Source organism: Luteolibacter ambystomatis (assembly GCF_018137965.1).
In the GTDB taxonomy this organism is placed as follows: domain Bacteria; phylum Verrucomicrobiota; class Verrucomicrobiia; order Verrucomicrobiales; family Akkermansiaceae; genus Luteolibacter; species Luteolibacter ambystomatis.
Genome location: NZ_CP073100.1, coordinates 2,306,220 through 2,325,216, shown reverse-complemented (window position 1 = coordinate 2,325,216; position 18,997 = coordinate 2,306,220). Strand labels below are relative to the sequence as shown.

Genomic DNA, 18,997 nt, shown 5'->3' with positions numbered 1-18,997 from the left:
TGGAAGCCGGACAAGCCAACACAGGGCCACGTTTCATGAAGACCGGATGAATCTTCCGTGAAGTTCGATCCTGTCATCTAACAGGAATTGTCAGATACTCCGGGTTCTGTCTCCCTCTGCGCCCGCGGCTCATCTGCCTGTCCGACTTTCCTTCCTTCCCTTCCATGAGATTCAATTACGCGAGCAAGTGGCTCACCGTCTTCGTCCTTCAGTTGGCATTCAGTGTCAACTTGTTCGCCATGGCCTTTGTGGAGCCTTTCGAAAGCCCCGCGCCAGGCACGAATCCAGCGTGGTGGACGGAAACCGGCGAGTCCTCGCTGGTGGCGGATGGCCCCACCAACAAGGTGCTGCGCCTGTCTCCGGCCCTCAACGAAGGCAATGAGACGAAGGTGGTGCGTCCCATCACCTGGGATGAAACCAAGACCATCGCGTTCATCGACTTCATGGTCAAACCGGCCGCGAATCCGGAGGGCAGTCTCGCCGCGATCTATGTGAACGGTACCCAGATCGCCTTCCAGGTGACGGAGGGTGATGCCGATGGCACCATCTGGGCTTATCACGGCAATGACGATGATGAGAACCAGCCGTCCTCCTACTGGGTGGAGACTCCCTCGACGTATGCATTTTCCTCCACCACGCTGAAAGCGAATGCGTTCAACCGCATCACGCTGCGCCATGACTACGGCCGCCAGGTGTGGGACCTCTTCGTGGATGGCAAGATCTCCGCGGCCAATCTGGGCTTCTCCGGACGCGGGGACAAACTGGACGCGATCGAGTTCTACGGCGGCACGGTGGCGGATCAGGACATCGACCAACTCCAGGCGGACCCGGACAACATGCTCTTCCCGGATGCGGACAAGGACGGTCTGCCGGACGCGTGGGAAACGGCCAATGGTTCCAATCCCAATGTTTACGACCGGGACAACCTCGCTCCGAATGGCAAGTCGTTTCTGGAAAACTACATCGCTTCGCTGTGGTCCACGACGACGGTGCCGAACGCCCACGCCGTGGGTGGCGCGGTTTCGAGCGTGAACATCCCGCCGCTGACAATCATCGGCAGCCATGAAATGGTCGGTTCGCTCAAGGGCGCGATGACCGTGGGCGGTGATGGATCGTCGAACTACTCGATCCCGCTCGATCTGCCGAAGGGAACGGGCGGCATGGAGCCGAAGCTTTCGTTCAACTATTCCAGCGGCGGTGGCAATGGCCCGCTCGGCGTGGGATGGAGCCTCGGCGGGCTTGAGAAGATCGTGCGCGTCCAATCGAGCGCGGTGAAGGACGGCTCGTTCGATCCGGTGGACTTCGACCAGTACGACCGCTTCCTTTTCAACGGCGAGCGTCTCGTCTGCGTATCCGGCACCTACGGCACTCCGGGATCGGAGTACCGGACGGAGATCGATTCCTACGCGAAGATCAAATTCAACACCGCCACGTCCCCGGCGAAGCCCTATTGGACGGTCCAGACGAAATCCGGCCTGACCGTCACGCTCGGCGAGACCGCGGATTCCCGTGAGGACTGCACCGCGGGCACGCTGGCCTGGGGCGTCAGCAAGGTGTCCGATACCGTAGGCAACTACTACAAGGTGGACTACACCCGGGACACCGTTTCGGGCATCGGTCTGGCCAGCCAGCGCGTGGCCTCGATCTCCTACACCGGCCACGAGGGTTCCTTTACGCAGGCTCCGTACTGCACCGTCTATTTCGACTACGAAACTCGCGAGGACCAGACGCGGACCTACAGCCCGAACACCAGCTATCTGATGGCGAAGCGGCTGGCGAAGGTGCGGGTGACCACCAAGGGCTTCTGCAACCACAGCTACGTCCTGGCCTACGACTATTCCTACCAGAGCAAGCGCTCCTTCCTGAAGTCCGTGCAGAAGCTCGGCATGGACCAGCCCACGCAGGGCGTGCCGGCCACCACCTTCACCTACGGCGGCCTCACCTCCACCGAGCAGCTCTGGAGTGCTCCGAGCAATTCGGAGTGGCCGGTGTACAACGCGACCTGGGACACCACGGGCAATGTGAACTCGATGGTCACCACCTCCGAGGGTGGCACCCTGGTACGCCTGGATGGGGACGTGTCCCGCGTGCATCCGCTGACTCCGGCCGTGACACTCTACTCGGACTCGAAGCTGACGTTCCAGTTCCGGGGTGGCTCGGCCACGGGAGGTTCGTTCGTTTCGGGAGCTTACATCGGCTTTGATACGGACAGCACCTACACGGCCAATCCGGCCCGCCTGACGCTCATCAAGGGCAGCGGCACCGCGCCGGCGATCGCGAAGGACAGCACCATCACCTACAACCCGGCCTCCACGCCGGATGGTTGGCAGACGATGACCATCAATGTGGGGGGCATTGCCACCGGCTCGCACGGTTACTTCGTCCTGATGAACGTGGACGATAATCCCAATGACGGGGTTTCGAGCGCGGAGTTCCGCGATCTGCGGCTGTATCGCGGCGACACCCAGGTGCCGGCGGATGTCTCGGCCATGAGCTTCTCCGCGCAGTGGGAGATGCCGCATTTCCTCGATTCGCTCGGCAAGGATCTCGGCATCCGCTTCATCGACCTGGATGGCGACGGCCTGCAGGACATGTGCGACTGGCGCGCCTACGGCTACACGAACACTTCGGGAACCTTGGCGCCCGACAGCATCGGCCAGGTGTTCCGGAACACCGGCAATGGCTTCACCGTCGCTCCATCGCTGCTGCCGGAGGCCTGGATGCCGCTGTCCTCCCGCAAGGACGACCTGGAGGCCTACCATTACGACCGCAAGCACCATCTCTTCGCCCAGCCGATGGACATCAACGGCGATGGCAAGATGGACCTGATGTGCTCGACCGCGATCAAGTATTCGGGAGGCGCGCTGTCCAACGACCTGACCTTCTGGACGCAGGTGGACATCGGTGGCGGAGCCAAGGACTGGCGGGAACTGACCGCCTACAAGATGCCCTTCCGCATGAAGAACATCGGTTCTTCCGCGCCCTACGGCGGTACGCCGCGCGACCAGCATGCGGAGTGGGTCGATATCGATTCGGACGGCTATCTCGATTTCGTCTGCTTCACCACCTCGCAGGGCAAGCTGGTCAATGCGACCAACGACACCACGGTCATCGTCGCCGGGGACAAACCCACAGCGTGGCTGAACCGTGTCCACAAAAACGAAGGCTGGGTGCAGGCGGATGCCCTGGCATTCCCGGAAATGCTCAAGCGCACCTATCCGGCGGAGGAGGAAAAGGGCCGCCGCCTCGCGGACCTCGATGCGGACGGACACCCGGAAGTGCTCGAGGCCATTTCCGCGGGCACGGGCGAGCTGCGCAAGAGCTACGCGATGACCTTCGCCGCCAACGGCCAGCCCACCGGTTGGAACGAAACGCCGGGTGCGGAAAACCCGCCGACGTCCACCGGCAACCTGGATCTTCCCACCGGCAGCGGCATGGCGAACGCCGCGTTCGTCAATGTGAATGCCGACTCGCTCGGCACGCAGATGACGGACTTCAACAATGACGGGCTTGCGGACGTGATCCGCTCCGCGCGCTCCGGCTCGAACCTGCGCTGCATCTACATGAACACCGGCTCCACCACCAGCCGGTGGGCGGCCGAACCTGCGGCGGGAGGCAGCGTCGACCAGCGTTACACCTACGATCTGCCGCGTCCGCTTAACTTCGTGGTCAGCAATGTGTATTACCCGGTGGGCTATGAATTCGCCGACATCAACGGTGACGGCCTCACGGACATCATCTTCGGCCAGAACGACGTGCCGGACGATGCCACGATCAACAACAACGCCGTGATGATGAACACGGGGTCCGGCTGGCTTTCCCGGAACGACAGCCAGAAGTGGGGCATGCCGAACGGCGTCCGCTTCAGCCTGAGCCAGGCGGATGCGCAGAACGGCAAGCGCCGTGCGAGACTCCAGGACCTCAATGGCGACGGTTTTCCGGATCTCATCGCGGGTCTGGTGGACCAGGCTCCGTCCGTGCTCATCAACCAGTGCCGCCCGGAGGTAATGACCTCCGTGACGGACGGCTACGGGGCCACTCTCGCGGCGACCTACCAGCGTCTCAACGATCCCGCAGCCGTCAGCGGTGATGCGGGAGGACGTCCGGTGTATCTGCCGTGGGTGGGAACCAGCGACACCGACCTCCTGCCTGAAGGCCAGATCATGGTGCGTGACAACCGGCTGGTGGTCAGCCGTCTGATCGAGTCGGACGGCCGGGGCGGTTCCCGCGCCACCCGCCACCATTTCGGCGACCTGCGCTTCGACCGCATCAACGATGTCTCGCTCGGATTCGGCAAGGCCGAGGTTTACGACGAACTGTGGACGGGCGTGCCGCCGCTGTCCGTGGCCACGACCGCGCCCACGGGTGGCAACTATTTCATCCGCGGATGCTCGAAGACCACGATGTCCCGGACCTTCCCGCACGCGGGCAGTCCGGTGACCCAGGAGTCCTACATCAATGTGACTTCCGCCAGCCCGTCGGGAATCGAAACGGGCGTGAGCACCGGCTTCAAGTTGGTGAAGCGGGATCTCTCCGCCTACGGGACGCTGGCTTCCACCACCGGTGTTGCCGGGGGCACCATCCTGCGGCCGGTGCAGATCAAGTCGGTCAATACGACCCTCGACATCAATGGCACGGTGATGACGGAGACGGTGGCCAGCAATCCGACTACGAATTTCGACGCCTACGGCTTCCTCACGTTCGCCAAGGTCGGCTCGAAGATTCCTTCCGGCAGCGTGCTGGCGGAGATCACGGATGTGGCTGCGGCCATCGCCACGGCCGAGGGACACACGGACTTCTCCAGCCTGGAGACCACCAACACCTACGATCACAATGTATCGGGCGACAAGTGGCACCTGGGGCGCCTGCGCACCGCCACCAGCGTGGCGAGGAAGAAGGATCATTCCCCGCTCACCAAGCAGACCAGCTACAGCTATCACAGCACCACCGGCCTGCTGGAGGAGGAAAGGGTCGAGCCGAATGATTCGCTGCTCAAATCCATCACCACCTATGGGCGGGATGGCTACGGCAATATCACCAGCACCTCCGTGGAGGCTTCCTCGAAGCATGATACCTACGCGGCCCAGACCCGGAGCAAGTCCACCAGCTTCAACGATCCGGACGACAGCAGCTTCAACGGCCGCTTCCCGTGCTCGGAGACGAATGCCATCGGCACGGTGTATCACTCATACGATCAGGAGCGCGCGCTGCTGATGAAGACCAAGAACATCGACACCCTGTTCACGACGTTCAGCTACGATATCTTCGGCACGCACGTGACCACCCTTGCTCCGGACGGCACCCAGGCTGCGGAGATCACCCGCAAGGCGGGCAATGCCGATCTGCCGTCCGCCGTGGTGACCGCCATGGGCGGCTCGTCCATCCGCTGGATGAAGGGCAAACAGGCCTCAGGTTCGCCATGGGCCGTGGCCTACTATGATGCGTTGGGTCGCCAGGTCGCGTCGGAAACCATGACCCTCTCCGCCTACGGATCGGGTGGCTCCCAGTGGAAGCCGGTTTACTCCGTCATCAAATACGACAGCCAGGGGCGGAAGACGGATGAAGCGCAGCCCTTCTTCATCGGCGAGACCATCCGCTGGACCAGCTATGTATTCGATGATGTCGGCCGCGTGCTGAAGACCACCCACCCGGATGGCACGGTCGAGGAGGTCGTCAAGATCGAGGCCGGCCTTTCCGCGAGCGGCGAACCGTTCAGCTACATCAAGGCGAAGGGCCGCATGAAGACCTCCGGTGAGGACACCTGGGGCACCCAGTATGCCCAGCGCTGGAACAACGCCAAGGGCACGCTCTTGAAGAGCCTGGATGACTCCGGACTGACTTCCGATTTCGACTATGACGCGGAGGGCAAGCTGCTCACCGCCACGGTGGGGAGCATCGTGATGATGACCAACACCTACGACACCCTCGGCCGCAAGACCCAGGGCGTGGACAAGGATGCGGGCACCAGCAAGATCGGCTACAGCGGATTCGGGGAAACGGTCTTTCTGGAGAATGCCAGCGGCGAGCAGACCCTCACCGAATACGATGCGATGGGCCGTGTCACCAAGGTCATCCGTCCTTCCGGTGAAGGCACGTTCGACTACGCCTACAAGCCCGGTTCCCCCGGCAAGGGACTGCTTGAGTCGATCCAGAAGGCAGGCGTGTCCGGTTGGAGTGAGACGCTCCACTACGACCGGTTCGCGCGTCCGGATGTGGCCACGCGGAACCGGAATACCGAGAGCTTCACCACGGAAACGCACTACGATGCGCTGGGGCGGGTGGATTACACCATCGATGCGGGCGGTCTGATGGTCGTCCACGAATACGACAAGGTTTACTCCGCCAAGATCCGCTCCTCGATCTTCAAGCCGGGCAGCACCACCGACAAGATCACCCTTTGGGAAGCGCGCGCGTTCGATTCCGCGGGACGGCCCACCCAGCAGTATCTGGCGCAGGGTGTGACCACGGACACGACCTATGAGGCGGCGACCGGGAAGACCCTCTCGATCTCCTCGACGGGACCGATCGGCACGCTCCAGAACCTCACCTTCGAGTGGGACAGCAAGACCAACCTGAAGAAACGCCAGGATACGATCGCCGGGCAGACCGAGACATTCACGTATGATACCTCGAACCGTCTGGTGTCCTCCTCCATCGGTGGTTCCTACTACTACGACGCGAACGGGAACCTGACCTCGAAGGACGGAGAAACCCGCACTTATGGCACTCCGCGGGTCCATGCCGTGGCCCAGGCGACCATCAAGAGCCAGCTCAAGAACTACGCCTATGATGCCGGCGGGCACGTCACTTCCGAGAAAGACAGTTCGAACAACACGATCCGCGCCTACACGTGGACCTCGTTCGGGCAGTTGGAATCCGTCAGCCAGTCGAGCTGCCCGCTGCTGAAGACCTTCGATCCCTCCACGAAGTATGACCAGGGCGGCTCGGTCTATGGCATTCCGCTTTCGACCCAGTTCCTGGAGTCGGCGGGAGTTGCCAGCTTCGAGTTCGATTCAGCGGGAGATCGCAGCGCTCAGACGTTGCTGCGCACTTACGTGGATACTTCGGTGGCGCGGGTGGATACCACCTACCTCGGCAGCTACGAGCGCGAGGTCCACAGCACCATCGCGGCGGGAACCAGCACCCAGACGGTGGTGAAGACCATCCACCGCCACCATCTGGGAGCGGCGATCTACACGGTGGAATCCGGCACGGGTGGCTCCTCCACCAAGCTCTCGACGCTGCTGACCGATCATCTCGGCTCCACGGACGTGCTGCTGGTGGGCACCTGGGGTGGATCGGCCTTCGGCAACTTCAAGGCCGAGCGCCAGAGCTTCGATGCCTGGGGGGAGCGCCGCAATCCGGATACCTGGGTGAAGTGGCGAGGCAACTATGCAGACGGCCAGCGGACCAGCGCCGCGAATTTCCACCACGGCTACACCGGCCACGAGATGCTGGATGACTTCGGCCTCGTCCACATGAACGGCCGCATCTACGACGCGGAACTCGGCCGTTTCCTGTCCGCGGACCCGTACGTCCAGGCCCCGGAGTTGAGCCAGAACTTCAATCGCTACAGCTACGTTCTCAACAACCCGCTGAGCTACACCGATCCGACCGGGCACATCATTTTCGGGTTGCCGACACTCATCATCTGGGCAGCGGAATTCCTGGTTGTCCGGAACTACTGCAAACAGCATCCGAATACGTTTGTGGGGCAGATGTTGCCCAAGGTGTATGCCTTTGCCGTCACGGTGGCCGTGACAGTCGCCACGGGCGGGAATGCGGTGGCCGGAGGAGCTGCTGGTGGGGCGACCGATGCTTTCTTGTCCGGAGGAAACGCGCATGATGTTCTAAGGGCAGCCGGAACCTCAGCTGTTCAAGCCGCCATCACTGCCGGGGTCCTGCATAACTTGGAACCGGGAGGTTGGCTGAAATCCCTCCCCATGCCTACCCAGGTGGCCGCCCATGTTGTCGGCCATGGTCTGGTGGGTGGCGCGGCCAATGAGGCCATGGGTGGAAAATTCATGGATGGATTTCTTTCCGCTGCTGCGGGGGCTCTTGGAACGGATATGGGCATTGCGCAGCACTTGGGCCTAGGCAAGCCCGGTGACTCCAGCAACGTTTTTGCCCGTGACATGGTGGCCGCGGTGATTGGCGGCACAGCGGCCGAGCTGGGTGGTGGTAAATTTGCCAATGGTGCCTTCATGGCGGCTTTCCAGCATCACTATAACGCGGAATTCGACAAATGGAGCGAAACGCATTATGAAGCGGACGATCGTTCTTTCCGGATAGATTCGAATGTTTATGGGAATGAAAAAGAAGGGGTGCGTAGCGGGAAAATTCAAATTCACATCGGTAGGCAGCATGAAGAATTTGTTTACAATCCAGAAAAGAACGAATTCTTTAATAAGGACGGTCAGAGATTGCCGATGAAAATTCGGAAGGCAGTTCTTAAGAATTCACAAGTTCAAAGAGGCTTGAATAAAGCTATCGCAAGATTAAAAACAGCAGGTGTGGTGATGAAGAATAGTGCGGGGCCGCTGATGTTGCTTGGTATTGTTATGTGGGGTAATAGTGCTGCTGGTGATGTGGAGAAGTATCGAGTTGCTGTCGAGGGAGGCAATCCGTCTTTGATTACTGCTGCACGAAGAGATATGATAGAAAATTCACCCATGATGGATTCATACAAGGTTCAGCTAACTATTAGCTTAACTGAAGTTGATGGTGGTGACGATAAATGATTTTTAAAGTTTATTATTTTTATGAAATATCGAGTTCTGGTGGAGGCGACGCGTAGAATATCTTCAGGCAAGCTGATTTTGGGTCTCGGCCCGGAGCCCAGTGTTGACAATTTGGATTGGGTGGGGTGTGCATACGTCTTGGCTGAAAATGCGGAAGAGGCAGGGAGAAAGTTTGGAAACTTTTTCACTGAACATGCGCAATCCTGGGTTTTTGATGGCGATCCGGAACCGATTGATGCGATAGAGGAGTTCGAATTGGATTATCTAGTCATTGAGGAACGGGGGGATGTGCCTAAATTTGAAAATGGGGAGGTTGTGGCAGGGTGGGGAATGTAGTGGATTGGGCCACCTCATGACAGTTCAGGACATTCCGCTTTCGGATTTCGTTGGAAAGGAATGCTGGCGCACGCTTGCGGGTAAGGGCACTGGCAGCATGTTCACGCTTGATCTGGGAGAGAAGATCCAGCGGCTCAGACCGCTCCCATCGAAGCATCTGGATGAGACGATCCGGAATTTTGAAGGCGAATATTCCCTCTACGTGACCTTTGGGGATTGGAGGGTGGAAGGTCCGGAGGGAGTCATCTGCACGTCGCGGAGCTCCAATGAGAAGGACGGAGAGATGGTCACGGGGCTGAAGAGGCTTGAGGGTGAGAAAATCGTGGAAGCATCGATGACAGGTGCCTCCCGTGACCTTCTGCTGGCGTTTTCCAGCGGGCTGGTTCTGCGGGTTTTCGTCAATGCCGTGGATGACGAGGAGGATGACTATTCGCTGTTTTTCCCGCAGGGGGTTTGGACGGTTGGAGCGAAGGGCCGATTGAGAGGGGAAAAGTGAAGCCGCCTGAAGGGGGAATGAAAAGCCACCGCATCCCACTGGCAGGTATGGAAGCCTTTTTGACGATTGAGGTTGATGGATGATATCAGAAATTATCTGGACGATGAATCGACGTGCAAGGCGTGCCACGTCATGATCCGTGTCAGCGGTGACTATGACCCTGCGGAGGTTTCGCGTGTGGTGGCAGTCGATCCCGAACTGTCTTATCGGAAGGGGGACGAGTATGTGACCAAGGATGGCCGCACGCTCAGGAGGCCCAATTCGCATTGGTCGGTTTCCACCAAGGATCTCGATTCCCGGTCCATGGAGTGCCATTTTCTTGAGCTCCGGAAGCGGTTGGGAGGGGTGTCGCGGTGGGAAAAGATCAGGCAGATGGACGGGGTGGTGGTTTCCATCGCCGTCTGGTGGGAGGCGAAGGGCGGCTTCGGAGACTATTTCGTGACCTCCAAGGCGCTTTCGTCCCTGGCCGGGTATGGCGATGATTTCGAATTTTACTTTTTGTAGAGACGGTCGGCTGGCAGATGCCTTGTCATTCATTCATGCACGATCCTGCAGACAGCACAGGCGACGCGGAGGCGGTGAGGCTATCCATGTCGCTGCGGGTCTTTTCGGAAGATCTCGATCCGGAATGGGTGACCTCGGGATTGGGAGTGGCGCCAACTTTGACCTATCGGAAGGGTGACGGTTATCACGGCCCGGATGGCAGGCTCAGGAGCATCTACAAGCAGGGGATGTGGATCCATGATGTGGAGGAAAGGATCGATGAGAGGATCATCGGTGAACGCTTGCTGGAATTTGTCCGGATTTTCGAAGCGCGGAAAAATTTCCTGAAGCAGGCTGTGGAGGATGGAATCCGGGCGGATGTGTTCGTGGGTGTCTTTGACAGCGAGGGGATTTTCCCGATGAAGCTTTCCAACGACCTGCTCCGCACGATGGGTGCGATGGGCCTCGAGTTGGATGTGTCCGTCTATGAAAGAGAGGCTCGGACGGATGGGCGGCGATCAGATGGCGGGAGTGTCCAAACCGAATTTTACCAACTGGATCACGAATATGAGGATCTGGAGGGCTTTGAGCATGTGAAGTTCCTCGGAATCTATTCGAGTGAAGAGCTCGCCGTGGCTGCACGTGACTCTCTTTTGAAACAGCCGGGATTTTCGGATCATCCCGAAGGGTTTTGCATCTCCAAGGTGGTGCTGGATCGTGTGGAGTGGTCTGAAGGATTCGTGAGGGCGGGGGATATTTGAAGCGGCTTGAACAATTCGGAGGCTTTCGTATCCTCGGCATCGATCGGCGACACGCGGATCAAATCATCCATGTCATCCTCCATATGGAATTTGTGGGTCGAATTGTCCCGGGTGAAAGCGGAGTCACTTGATTTCGAAGTGGAGCCATGGGAGTCGCAGGTCCCGGCTGTGATGGAGGCGTGGGAAGTGTTGACGCGGCCGTGCCATCTGGAGGCATTGGAGGAATGGCATCGCGAAACGAGGAATTCCAATTCGAGGGCAGAGCTGGCGGCCGATAAGGCTCTGGAGCGATGCCGGGAGCGGATGGGCGACATGGAGGGAATGGAGATCGTGCTGGCGAGCCTGCCTGACCATGACAAGTTGGTGGCGGAGATCCACTTCCACGGATTGTTCGCCGGACTGGTGTCGCAGGAGGTGGAAGGACGGTTTGATTTTGAATCGCCCGGCGCGGACCTCGATGAGAAACTGGTCACGCGGACAATCCCGGCGAGCCGGCTTTCCGCCGCCATCGCTGCGGCCTGCGAGAGATTACGGCAGGGAGGTCGGGAATGAATTGATTGATGGACCGGATCGAGTGGAGGGGTGGAACGGATATGATGGAGGCCCATGTCGTACCGGTCGATTTCCACCAAGGGTCCAGATTCCCGGGGTTTGGGTTTTGCAAGGGGCGGCACATGATCATGCCTTGGATTTCCATTGATCCAAAAGGGGAGAATGATGGAAGGATATGGCGTAAGCGTGGTCCCAAGCGCCATCCGGTAGGCGTTGCAGCGGCGATTTCGTTGTCGTCATAGTGAGAGGTTTATGACGACAACGAATTTTACGCGGCGCGACGGGTCGCTACAGTCCGTTGGGTTTTCAGCCAGTTGGACGGGGTCAGGGCCGCAACCTCGTGGTTTTGCATCCCGGGTAGCCGGGTGAGCACGTCGGTGAGATAGTCCTTTGGATCGATTCCGAGGCGGCGGCAGTTCTCCACGACAGTATAGAGGATGGCCGCCTTGTCCCCGGCGGCTTCGCGGCCGATGAACAGCCAGTTCTTCGCGCCCAATTTGGTCGGGCGGATGGCATTCTCGACGAGGTTGTTGTCGATCTCAATGCGCCCGTCCCGCAGGTACGTGACAAGGTGGTCCCACTGGTTGAGGGCGTAACGGATGGCCTTCCCAGGTTGGATTGAGGCAGGATGGAGCGACGCCTGGCCAGCAGATCGAAGAGCCGTTTGAGCTGTTGGTGGATGGGGCGGCTTTCCGAGGCGCGGATGGCATCGCGCAGAGCCGGACCGGCGCGGCCCTGCCGCAGGTGCTTCTCGATGCGGTAGAGGTGGCCGAGCTGGCGCAGGATCCATCCGACGAGCTTGGGCGATTGATCCTTCGCTTCGTAAAACTTGCGACGTCATGGGCGTGGCACCCCATGAGGGTGATGTGCTCCTTGCCGCGTGCCCAAGAGGGATAGGCGCTAAAGCCGTCACATTGGATGATCCGCGGGAACGGAGTATCCGCGCCGAGCAGGCCGGTGATGCCGCTCTGGTCGCGACCCGGCTGCCAGTGGTAGAGAACACTGCCGCCGGGGATGTTGCTGGTCCAGAGGTAGCCGGTGCGGGTCTTGCCGTGGCCGGGTTCCAGATAGTCGATGGGCGTTTCGTCGAGCTGGAGGTAGTGGCTGGCGTGGTGCTCGCTCCGGATCTCGCGGTGGATGGCGGCGAGCCAGTCCGAGGCGAGCAGCGACCAGTCGCAGAGGGTCTTGCGGTGGAGGTTCACGCCCTGACGGGAGAAGATCTCGCTCTGCCGGTAATAGGGCAGATGGTGGGCGTAGCGGGCGGTGACGACCTCCGCGATCAGCGCGGGAGTGGCAGTGCAGCGATCCTGCAACGACGGCGGCAGCGGAGCGATGACGGGTTTGGCGAGGGGATCGCCGGCGCGCACATACTTGGGCCGGACGAGGCGGCGGCGCAGGAAGCGACCGGGTCGGTAGTCGAGTTGCTCGCGGACTTCCTCACCGATACGCCGCCAGGCGGTGGGATCGGCCGTAACCTCGGGCGGGTCGAGAACTTCCACCTCGACGGGAAGGTGCTCGGGGATGCGCGGTTGGCGGGATGCCTTCGTGGTTTTCGGCTTGTGATCGGGTGTTTCAGCCGCCGGGACGCCTTCGGTTCCATCGGCGGCGGGCGCTTTTGCCGCATCGGGATCCAACAAGAGTTCGAGCTGGGCGGGATCGAGCGATTCGCTGGTCGATCCGAAGACGCGGCGCACGAGCGCATCAAGCTTCTGCTCCAATAGGGCGATGCGCTGGTCCTTGCGGGCGAGCTCGTCCAACAGGAACTGTTCGCGCTCGCGGGTCATCGTCGTGCGATTTACTACGAGGTGAGCCGTAAATGATCAAGGGGCCGCCGTGCGACATTTCCGTCAAGTGGACTCATACCACGGCCGCTTGCAGCCGTCGCGCATGTCGATGCCATCAAGCAGGAAGGCCAGTGCGGTGGAACTCAGGCGCAGCTTGCCATCGCGGACCTCCGTGCCCTTGGGCCAGGAAAAGGTCCCGCGTTCAAGCCGTTTTGCCAAAATCCAAAGCCCGCTTCCGTCCCAGTAGAGGATTTTGAGCAGCGAGCGCCGCTTGTTGGTGAAGGCGAAGATCGCGCCGCTCTTCGGATCTTCCTGAAGTTTGGTGGTCACAGCATCGTGCAGGCCGTTGAAGCTGCGGCGCATGTCGCAAGGCTCCACTGCCACGAAGACCTTGAGGCTTCCCGAAAAACTCAACATGCAGCACCTCCGGACAGGCGCTGGATCACCCGCGCGGCCAACGACACGTCCGTTTCATCGCGGATGAGAAGCGTCGCTCCTCCCGGAAGCCTCACCTCCAGCCCCACGGAGCCAACCGGCGGGATGCCTGTCGGGAACTTCTCCACCACAGCCGGGAGGAACAGCGGCGCGGCAGGAGCGGGGCCGGAGACCGGATAGCGGCCGTCGTCGCGTTTGCGCTTCTGAAGCCACGTGGCGAAAGTCTGATACTTCACTCCGTGCAAGGCGCAAAACTGCGGGCCGCTCGATCCACTGGATTGGTAAGCATCAAGCAACGCGTCACGCTGCTCCCGCGAAAAGCGGATCCTGCCGATACAGTCCTGTTTCACCAATCCTTCGTTCGTTGTCGTCATATCCACTATGCCTATGACGACAACGAAACCTCCGTTGCAACCGCAACGGCATGGCGGCTCGGACTACGCTTACGATATGGCCATGCCAGTTGCCGTTTATGTGACCGCCGCCCCGTCCTTGATCCCGGATCTGGTGATTGGTTTCATCCTCCTTTCCTGGGGGGTATCGGTGTATTTCGGGGCTGAGATTGGGAACTCCAAGGGCAGGCTGTTGGCCGGGATCATCCTGTCCCTGTGTGCCAGCTGGCTCGGGGTTCTCATCTTGGTTTGTCTGGATAATGAAAAGAGACGCAGGCTCGAGGATCAGCGCCACGCGGAGTTGATGGCGGCGCTCAGTCTCCCGATCGGTCCATCCGAAGCTCCGCTGCCGACGGACTTCGCGCGCTTTTCCACACCGGGATTGCCGGTCGAGGTTCCGCGTTTCCGCGTCGCCCGCCGTGGCAAGGACCTCGGAGTGAAATCCAGTTCATGCTTCAAAAGGCGCTTCTTGCCGCGGACGACCAGTACCTGGATGCCGCATCGAACCAGTGGCTGCCATTGGCCCGGCTTCCCGGCCTCACGGTCCGATAGAAACCGCGGACCGGCGGATTCCGGGACCGTCGCCTGCGCGCGGATATCGGCAGGATGGTCCCACACATCTTTGGGTGTATTGCAGTGGCCCGTGTGAGTGATGAGGCTGCATTTCCCGGCTTTGTTGGGAAGGCGCATGTGCCCGGAGCATGCCGGTTTCCCGTGCTCCCATCTTGACCCTCGGGGTGGTCGGATGAGAGATTGATACGATTGAGGTACAGGGAATAGGGAGTGGTGTAGATGTGGAACTCATGCACATTCTTGTGGTGGAGGATTGGCTTGGTCGTGGCGGCCGGGCTGGGGGGAATCGCGGGTGGGGAAGAGCCTGTGGATCGGGCGTCCGCGGCGCGTGAATTCGCGGGTTCGGGAAAGGAGGCGCTGAGGGAGCTGAAGCTGGAGGGCACGATCACGTGGGTGGATGCGGGCCGGGACTCACTGGTGGTGCAGGATGATTCCGGGGCGGTGCGTTTGGAACTGGATCGACCGATGCGCGATGTGGAGGTGGGTCGGAAGGTCATGATTGAAGGTATGGCGAAGGCGGAGAAGGGCGTGTTGTTCTGCCGTTCCAAGCCCCTGCTCGGGGATGAGGGAAAGCCGGATTTCCGGGAGAAGTCGGCCAGGGTGCATCTGACGGCGGGACGTCATCCGCTGCGGCTGGAATATTACCAGCGTGGCGGGAGGAAGACCTTGCAACTGTTGTATGAGGGGCCGGGCATTCCCCGGCAGCCGGTTCCGCCCGCCATGCTGTCTCATCCGCTGGCGGATGGCACTCGGGAGCCCGGGCTTGCCTATGCGGTCTATGGGGGACGCTGGGAGAAGATGCCGGTATTCGGTCGCGAGAGTCCGGTGTCGTTCGGTGTCGCCCATCAGTTCGATCCCGCGACGGGCGGGCGCGATGGTGATTACGGACTGGTGTTCTCCGGCGCTCTCGAAGTGCCGGTGGACGGTGACTATTCGTTCCACCTCACCGCGGATGACGGATGCCGGTTCCATCTCGATGAGCAACCGGTGAAGGTGTCCGTCATGGGGGCTGTGGATCTGCCGGGGGCCCGTACCATCGTCGTGGGGCAGAAGTGGGACGCTGCGGACGACTACCGGCGTGTGGAGATGGAGGGAACGGTCGCGACTCTGGGCCACGGGGATGGACGCTGGTATTTCGATTTGGTGGCGGATGGCAGCGCGCTTGCGGTGGAGGTCGTGGACAACGGGGATGGACAAGCGCCACGATTGCCTCTGCTCGGCAGCCGCGTGAAGGTGAGCGGCGCGTGTTACGGCACGCCGGGCGAGGATGGGCATGCCATGGCGGCCGGGTTGTTGGTGTCCGGAATGGAGCATGTCCGGGTGCAGTCGGTGAGGGTGGGGTTGTGGGCGGAGACTCCCTTGTCGCGGATCTCCGGACTCAGCCGGGAAGGGCATCCCGCAGGGACGTTGATCCGTCTCCGGGGGAAGGTGGTGCGAGGTGGGGAGGAAGGGGTTCCGCTTGGACGATGGCAGCGGAACCATTCGATTTGCTCCGTTGCCTTCGCCGCCATCGGACAAGGAGGGAATGGTTGAATTGCTGGGTTCGTTGGATTGGGCGGATGGCTCGCCGGGATTGTCCGTGGCGGTGTTCCGGTCGATGGATGGCGGGGCAACGGCGGGACAAAGGCGGCCTCCGCTTTCCGCGATTCCGCAGATCCGGGCGCTGGAGCCGGACAAGCTGCCGAACCGGGTGCGAATCCGCGGGGTCGTGACCTGTGATCAGGATGCGCATTCCGTCACCATCCAGGAATCGGGAGCGGGCATCACCTGCTGGCTGTCTTCCGATCAATCGCCACCATTGCAAATGGGGGACCAGATCGAACTCACCGGCCGAATGATCCGCGGAGCATTCGCGCCGAACGTGATGGAGGCATCGGTCACGTGGCTGGGGAAGGGGATGATGCCGGAGCCCGCGAGGCCGGCCCGCGATCTCTTTCTCAATGGCAGCCTGAATGCCCGGTGGGTGGAGGTGGAGGGAGTGGTGAGCCAGGTGAGGGACGGGCTGGTGACGGTGTCGATGGCGGGTGGTCCGATCCATGCACGGGTGCTGCATGGCGATCTTTCCTCGCTCACAGCCATCCGGGGAGCGGTGGTGCGTGTCCGTGGGATCGTGGCGCCGGTGTTCAATGACGAGCACCAGATCCTCGAGACGTATGTGCGGGTGAGCTCGCCCTTGTACATCACGGTCGTGACTCCGGCAGGGGCCGATCCGTTCGCCGTGCCAGTGAAGCGCGTGCCGGAACTCCGCGAGTTTGATCCGGCGGGGGCATCGTTGTTCAACCGGGTTAGAATCGCGGGCCAGGTCATCCATGCATCCACGGCGGGATACTACCTCTCGGATGGCGGTCATGGCGCGCGGTTCGTACCGCGCGGGCCGGTGGGGATCGTGGCCGGGATGCACGTGGAGGTTTCCGGGCTGCCGCAGTTGGGCGGCTTTTCTCCGGTGCTGGAGGATGCGGTGGTGCGGTCCACCGGCAGCGCGGCCTTGCCAATGCCGGTGTCCGTGGAGAACGGCGGATTGTTCGATGGCAGCCATGATGCGACCTTGGTCCGCCTTGCCGCCACCCTGGTGGATGTGACCAACAGCCAGGGCGACCAGTTGCTGGAGCTCCAGCGGGACCATTGGAAATTCGTCGCGCGCCTGCCCGCGGACAGGTTGTGGAAGAGGCCGGCCGCGCCCGGCAGCGAGCTTGAATTGACCGGCGTATGCGTGGCCCGTGACGGAGGCTTCGGCGCGCCGCGGATGGAGTCCTTCGAGCTGCTGCTGAATTCACCGGCGGACATCCGCATCCTGTCGCAGCCGCCGTGGTGGACCACGCGGCGCATCCTGGGACTGGCCGGCGTGCTCTCGCTGGTGCTCTCGCTGGCGCTGGTCTGGATCGTCCAACTGCGCCGCCGGGTGGAGGAGCGCACCGCTCAACTGGCGGTGGAGATCCACCAGCGCGAGGTGGCGGAGCAACGCCGGGCGATCGAGGAAGAGCGGTCCCGCATCGCGCGAGATCTTCACGACGATCTCGGCGCGAAGGTGACGAAGATCACGATGCTCGCCGAGCAGGCGGCCGGCGGGCCGGACGGTACTACGCCTGGCGTACAAATGATTTCCGATACCTCCCATGAATTGACCCGCGCGATGGACGAGGTGGTCTGGACGGTGAATCCCCGCAATGACACCCTGCCGAGGCTCGCGCACTACCTGCTGCACTACGCGGAGAACTATTTCCACGGCAGCGGCATGCGCCTCCGCCTGAAAGGCCCCGGCGAGCTGCCGGAGATGCCGGTCCATGCGGGGGTGCGCCACCACCTGCTGCTGGCGGTGAAGGAGGCGCTGCGGAATGTGATGAAACACTCCGCCGCATCGGAGTGCCGGATGGAGGTCGGGATCGAGGATGGCGTGCTGCGTGTCACGATCGGGGACAATGGCCGTGGGATCGATGCGGGCATCGCGGAGAGCGGTCGCAATGGTCTGGCCAACATGAAGCACCGCATGGAGCAACTGGGAGGCTCCTGCGGATGGGAAACCGGACCCGGCCAGGGAACCACCGTGACCTTCGGCCTGGCGCTTTCACGATTGGCTCCGCTTTCATCCTGACAAAGCCGCGCCCCCACCCATAGATGTGTATTGGTGGCGCGAAGGCCGCTGTGATACCCTAGCGGAATGTCCCAGGATTTCCCGTCATCTTCAGATGCAGCAGCCGTGGTCCGGGTGGCGATCGTGGAGGATGACGATTGGATCCGTGACAATCTCGCCGCGCAGATCGATGCGGCTCCGGGGTTCACCTGCACCGGTGTCTTCCGGTCCGCGGAGGATGCCCTGCGGGAGATGCCCCGCGATGCACCGGATGTGGTGCTCATGGACATCAATCTCCCCGGCATGAGCGGCATCGAGTGCGTGAAGCAGCTCAAGATGTTGCTCGCGGGAGTGGATGTGCTGATGCTCACGGTTTCCGATGACAATGAAAACGTCTTCGAGTCGCTCAAGGCAGGAGCCAGCGGCTACCTGTTGAAACGGACCGCGACTCCGGTGTTGCTGCGCTCGATCTCCGAGGTGCTCCGCGGCGGCGGGCCGATGAGCGGATCGATCGCGCGGAAGGTGATCGAATTCTTCAACCGCAGGGGTGTGGTGCAATCCGAGATCTCACGGCTGACACCGCGGGAACGGGAGATCCTGGATCACCTGGCGGACGGAGCGGCATACAAGGAGATCGCGGATGCCCTGGGGCTGGCCTTCGATACGGTGCGCATGCACATCAAGGGCATCTACCGGAAGCTGCATGTGCATTCGCGCGGCGAGGCGGTGGCGAAGTATCTCAAGTAGCAGGAGGTCGGCGGGGGATACGCCAGTTTGTGTGTATTGCGGGTGGTGTGGAAACAGGCACACGGTGGATGGCAGGCTCCATGGATTTCCCCCCTTGGAATTCATGGCCTGATTCCAACCCAAGACCTG

General features: G+C 61.3%; 13 protein-coding genes and 2 pseudogenes. 9 read left to right on the top strand and 6 right to left on the bottom strand.

The features are described from left to right. Positions 1 to 164: 164 nt before the first annotated feature. The 6 genes from KBB96_RS08900 to KBB96_RS08875 all read left to right on the top strand — a co-directional run bounded on the left by KBB96_RS08900 (position 165) and on the right by KBB96_RS08875 (position 11,369). Positions 165 to 8,741, top strand: a complete 8,577-nt coding sequence (locus tag KBB96_RS08900; protein WP_211634339.1) for an RHS repeat-associated core domain-containing protein — start codon at positions 165 to 167, stop codon at positions 8,739 to 8,741. A 21-nt stretch (positions 8,742 to 8,762) separates the two neighbouring features. After that, positions 8,763 to 9,077: a hypothetical protein gene (locus KBB96_RS08895; RefSeq protein ID WP_211634338.1), complete on the top strand. Its 315-nt coding sequence runs from the start codon at positions 8,763 to 8,765 to the stop codon at positions 9,075 to 9,077. A gap of 16 nt (positions 9,078 to 9,093) precedes the next feature. Continuing rightward, positions 9,094 to 9,573 carry a hypothetical protein gene (locus tag KBB96_RS08890; protein WP_211634337.1) on the top strand — a complete coding sequence of 160 codons (480 nt, stop codon included), beginning with the start codon at positions 9,094 to 9,096 and terminating at the stop codon, positions 9,571 to 9,573. 75 nt (positions 9,574 to 9,648) lie between these two features. Then, on the top strand, positions 9,649 to 10,077 hold the full coding sequence (locus KBB96_RS08885) for a DUF4279 domain-containing protein (RefSeq protein ID WP_211634336.1): 429 nt from the start codon (positions 9,649 to 9,651) through the stop codon (positions 10,075 to 10,077). Between the two features lie 35 nt (positions 10,078 to 10,112). Beyond that, positions 10,113 to 10,817 (top strand): DUF4279 domain-containing protein, encoded by a 705-nt coding sequence (locus tag KBB96_RS08880; protein WP_211634335.1) that lies wholly within the window; start codon positions 10,113 to 10,115, stop codon positions 10,815 to 10,817. Positions 10,818 to 10,886: 69 nt separating this feature from the next. Then, positions 10,887 to 11,369, top strand: a complete 483-nt coding sequence (locus KBB96_RS08875; protein ID WP_211634334.1) for a hypothetical protein — start codon at positions 10,887 to 10,889, stop codon at positions 11,367 to 11,369. A gap of 268 nt (positions 11,370 to 11,637) precedes the next feature. Here KBB96_RS08875 and KBB96_RS08870 read toward each other — a convergent pair whose 3' ends face one another. The 6 genes and pseudogenes from KBB96_RS08870 to KBB96_RS08850 all read right to left on the bottom strand — a co-directional run bounded on the left by KBB96_RS08870 (position 11,638) and on the right by KBB96_RS08850 (position 14,670). Then, positions 11,638 to 11,865, bottom strand: coding sequence for a transposase domain-containing protein (locus KBB96_RS08870; protein WP_211634333.1), 228 nt, complete (start codon positions 11,863 to 11,865; stop codon positions 11,638 to 11,640). Between the two features lie 15 nt (positions 11,866 to 11,880). Next, positions 11,881 to 12,152, bottom strand: a pseudogene (locus tag KBB96_RS21255) (IS66 family transposase); the annotation flags it as partial. Positions 12,153 to 12,268: 116 nt separating this feature from the next. Then, positions 12,269 to 13,153 (bottom strand): annotated as a pseudogene (locus tag KBB96_RS08865) (IS66 family transposase); the annotation flags it as partial. Positions 13,154 to 13,216: 63 nt separating this feature from the next. Then, positions 13,217 to 13,570 carry an IS66 family insertion sequence element accessory protein TnpB gene (gene tnpB, locus KBB96_RS08860; protein WP_211634331.1) on the bottom strand — a complete coding sequence of 118 codons (354 nt, stop codon included), beginning with the start codon at positions 13,568 to 13,570 and terminating at the stop codon, positions 13,217 to 13,219. Further along, complete coding sequence (gene tnpA, locus KBB96_RS08855; RefSeq protein WP_211634330.1) at positions 13,564 to 13,938, bottom strand: IS66 family insertion sequence element accessory protein TnpA; 375 nt, start codon at positions 13,936 to 13,938, stop codon at positions 13,564 to 13,566. Before tnpA ends, tnpB begins: the two co-directional genes overlap by 7 nt. 327 nt (positions 13,939 to 14,265) lie before the next feature. Then, a complete protein-coding gene (locus tag KBB96_RS08850) occupies positions 14,266 to 14,670 on the bottom strand; it encodes a hypothetical protein (protein ID WP_211634329.1) in 405 nt (134 codons plus the stop codon). Between the two features lie 123 nt (positions 14,671 to 14,793). Between KBB96_RS08850 and KBB96_RS08845 the strand changes: the two genes are divergently transcribed. The 3 genes from KBB96_RS08845 (at position 14,794) to KBB96_RS08835 (ending at position 18,868) form a co-directional block, all read left to right on the top strand. Beyond that, complete coding sequence (locus KBB96_RS08845; protein WP_211634328.1) at positions 14,794 to 16,086, top strand: PA14 domain-containing protein; 1,293 nt, start codon at positions 14,794 to 14,796, stop codon at positions 16,084 to 16,086. Beyond that, positions 16,079 to 18,142, top strand: a complete 2,064-nt coding sequence (locus KBB96_RS08840) for a sensor histidine kinase (protein ID WP_211634327.1) — start codon at positions 16,079 to 16,081, stop codon at positions 18,140 to 18,142. Before KBB96_RS08845 ends, KBB96_RS08840 begins: the two co-directional genes overlap by 8 nt. Positions 18,143 to 18,208: 66 nt before the next feature. Continuing rightward, on the top strand, positions 18,209 to 18,868 hold the full coding sequence (locus tag KBB96_RS08835) for a response regulator (protein WP_211634326.1): 660 nt from the start codon (positions 18,209 to 18,211) through the stop codon (positions 18,866 to 18,868). The last annotated feature ends 129 nt before the right edge of the window (positions 18,869 to 18,997 follow it).

What these genes read in the sequence shown, in the direction of transcription:
- KBB96_RS08900 (WP_211634339.1), top strand. Translation starts at nt 165, where the DNA reads ATGAGATTCAATTACGCGAGCAAGTGGCTCACCGTCTTCGTCCTTCAG.
- KBB96_RS08895 (WP_211634338.1), top strand. Translation starts at nt 8,763, where the DNA reads ATGAAATATCGAGTTCTGGTGGAGGCGACGCGTAGAATATCTTCAGGC.
- KBB96_RS08890 (WP_211634337.1), top strand. Translation starts at nt 9,094, where the DNA reads ATGACAGTTCAGGACATTCCGCTTTCGGATTTCGTTGGAAAGGAATGC.
- KBB96_RS08885 (WP_211634336.1), top strand. Translation starts at nt 9,649, where the DNA reads ATGGATGATATCAGAAATTATCTGGACGATGAATCGACGTGCAAGGCG.
- KBB96_RS08880 (WP_211634335.1), top strand. Translation starts at nt 10,113, where the DNA reads ATGCACGATCCTGCAGACAGCACAGGCGACGCGGAGGCGGTGAGGCTA.
- KBB96_RS08875 (WP_211634334.1), top strand. Translation starts at nt 10,887, where the DNA reads ATGTCATCCTCCATATGGAATTTGTGGGTCGAATTGTCCCGGGTGAAA.
- tnpB (WP_211634331.1), bottom strand. Translation starts at nt 13,570, where the DNA reads ATGTTGAGTTTTTCGGGAAGCCTCAAGGTCTTCGTGGCAGTGGAGCCT.
- KBB96_RS08850 (WP_211634329.1), bottom strand. Translation starts at nt 14,670, where the DNA reads ATGCGCCTTCCCAACAAAGCCGGGAAATGCAGCCTCATCACTCACACG.
- KBB96_RS08840 (WP_211634327.1), top strand. Translation starts at nt 16,079, where the DNA reads ATGGTTGAATTGCTGGGTTCGTTGGATTGGGCGGATGGCTCGCCGGGA.
- KBB96_RS08835 (WP_211634326.1), top strand. Translation starts at nt 18,209, where the DNA reads ATGTCCCAGGATTTCCCGTCATCTTCAGATGCAGCAGCCGTGGTCCGG.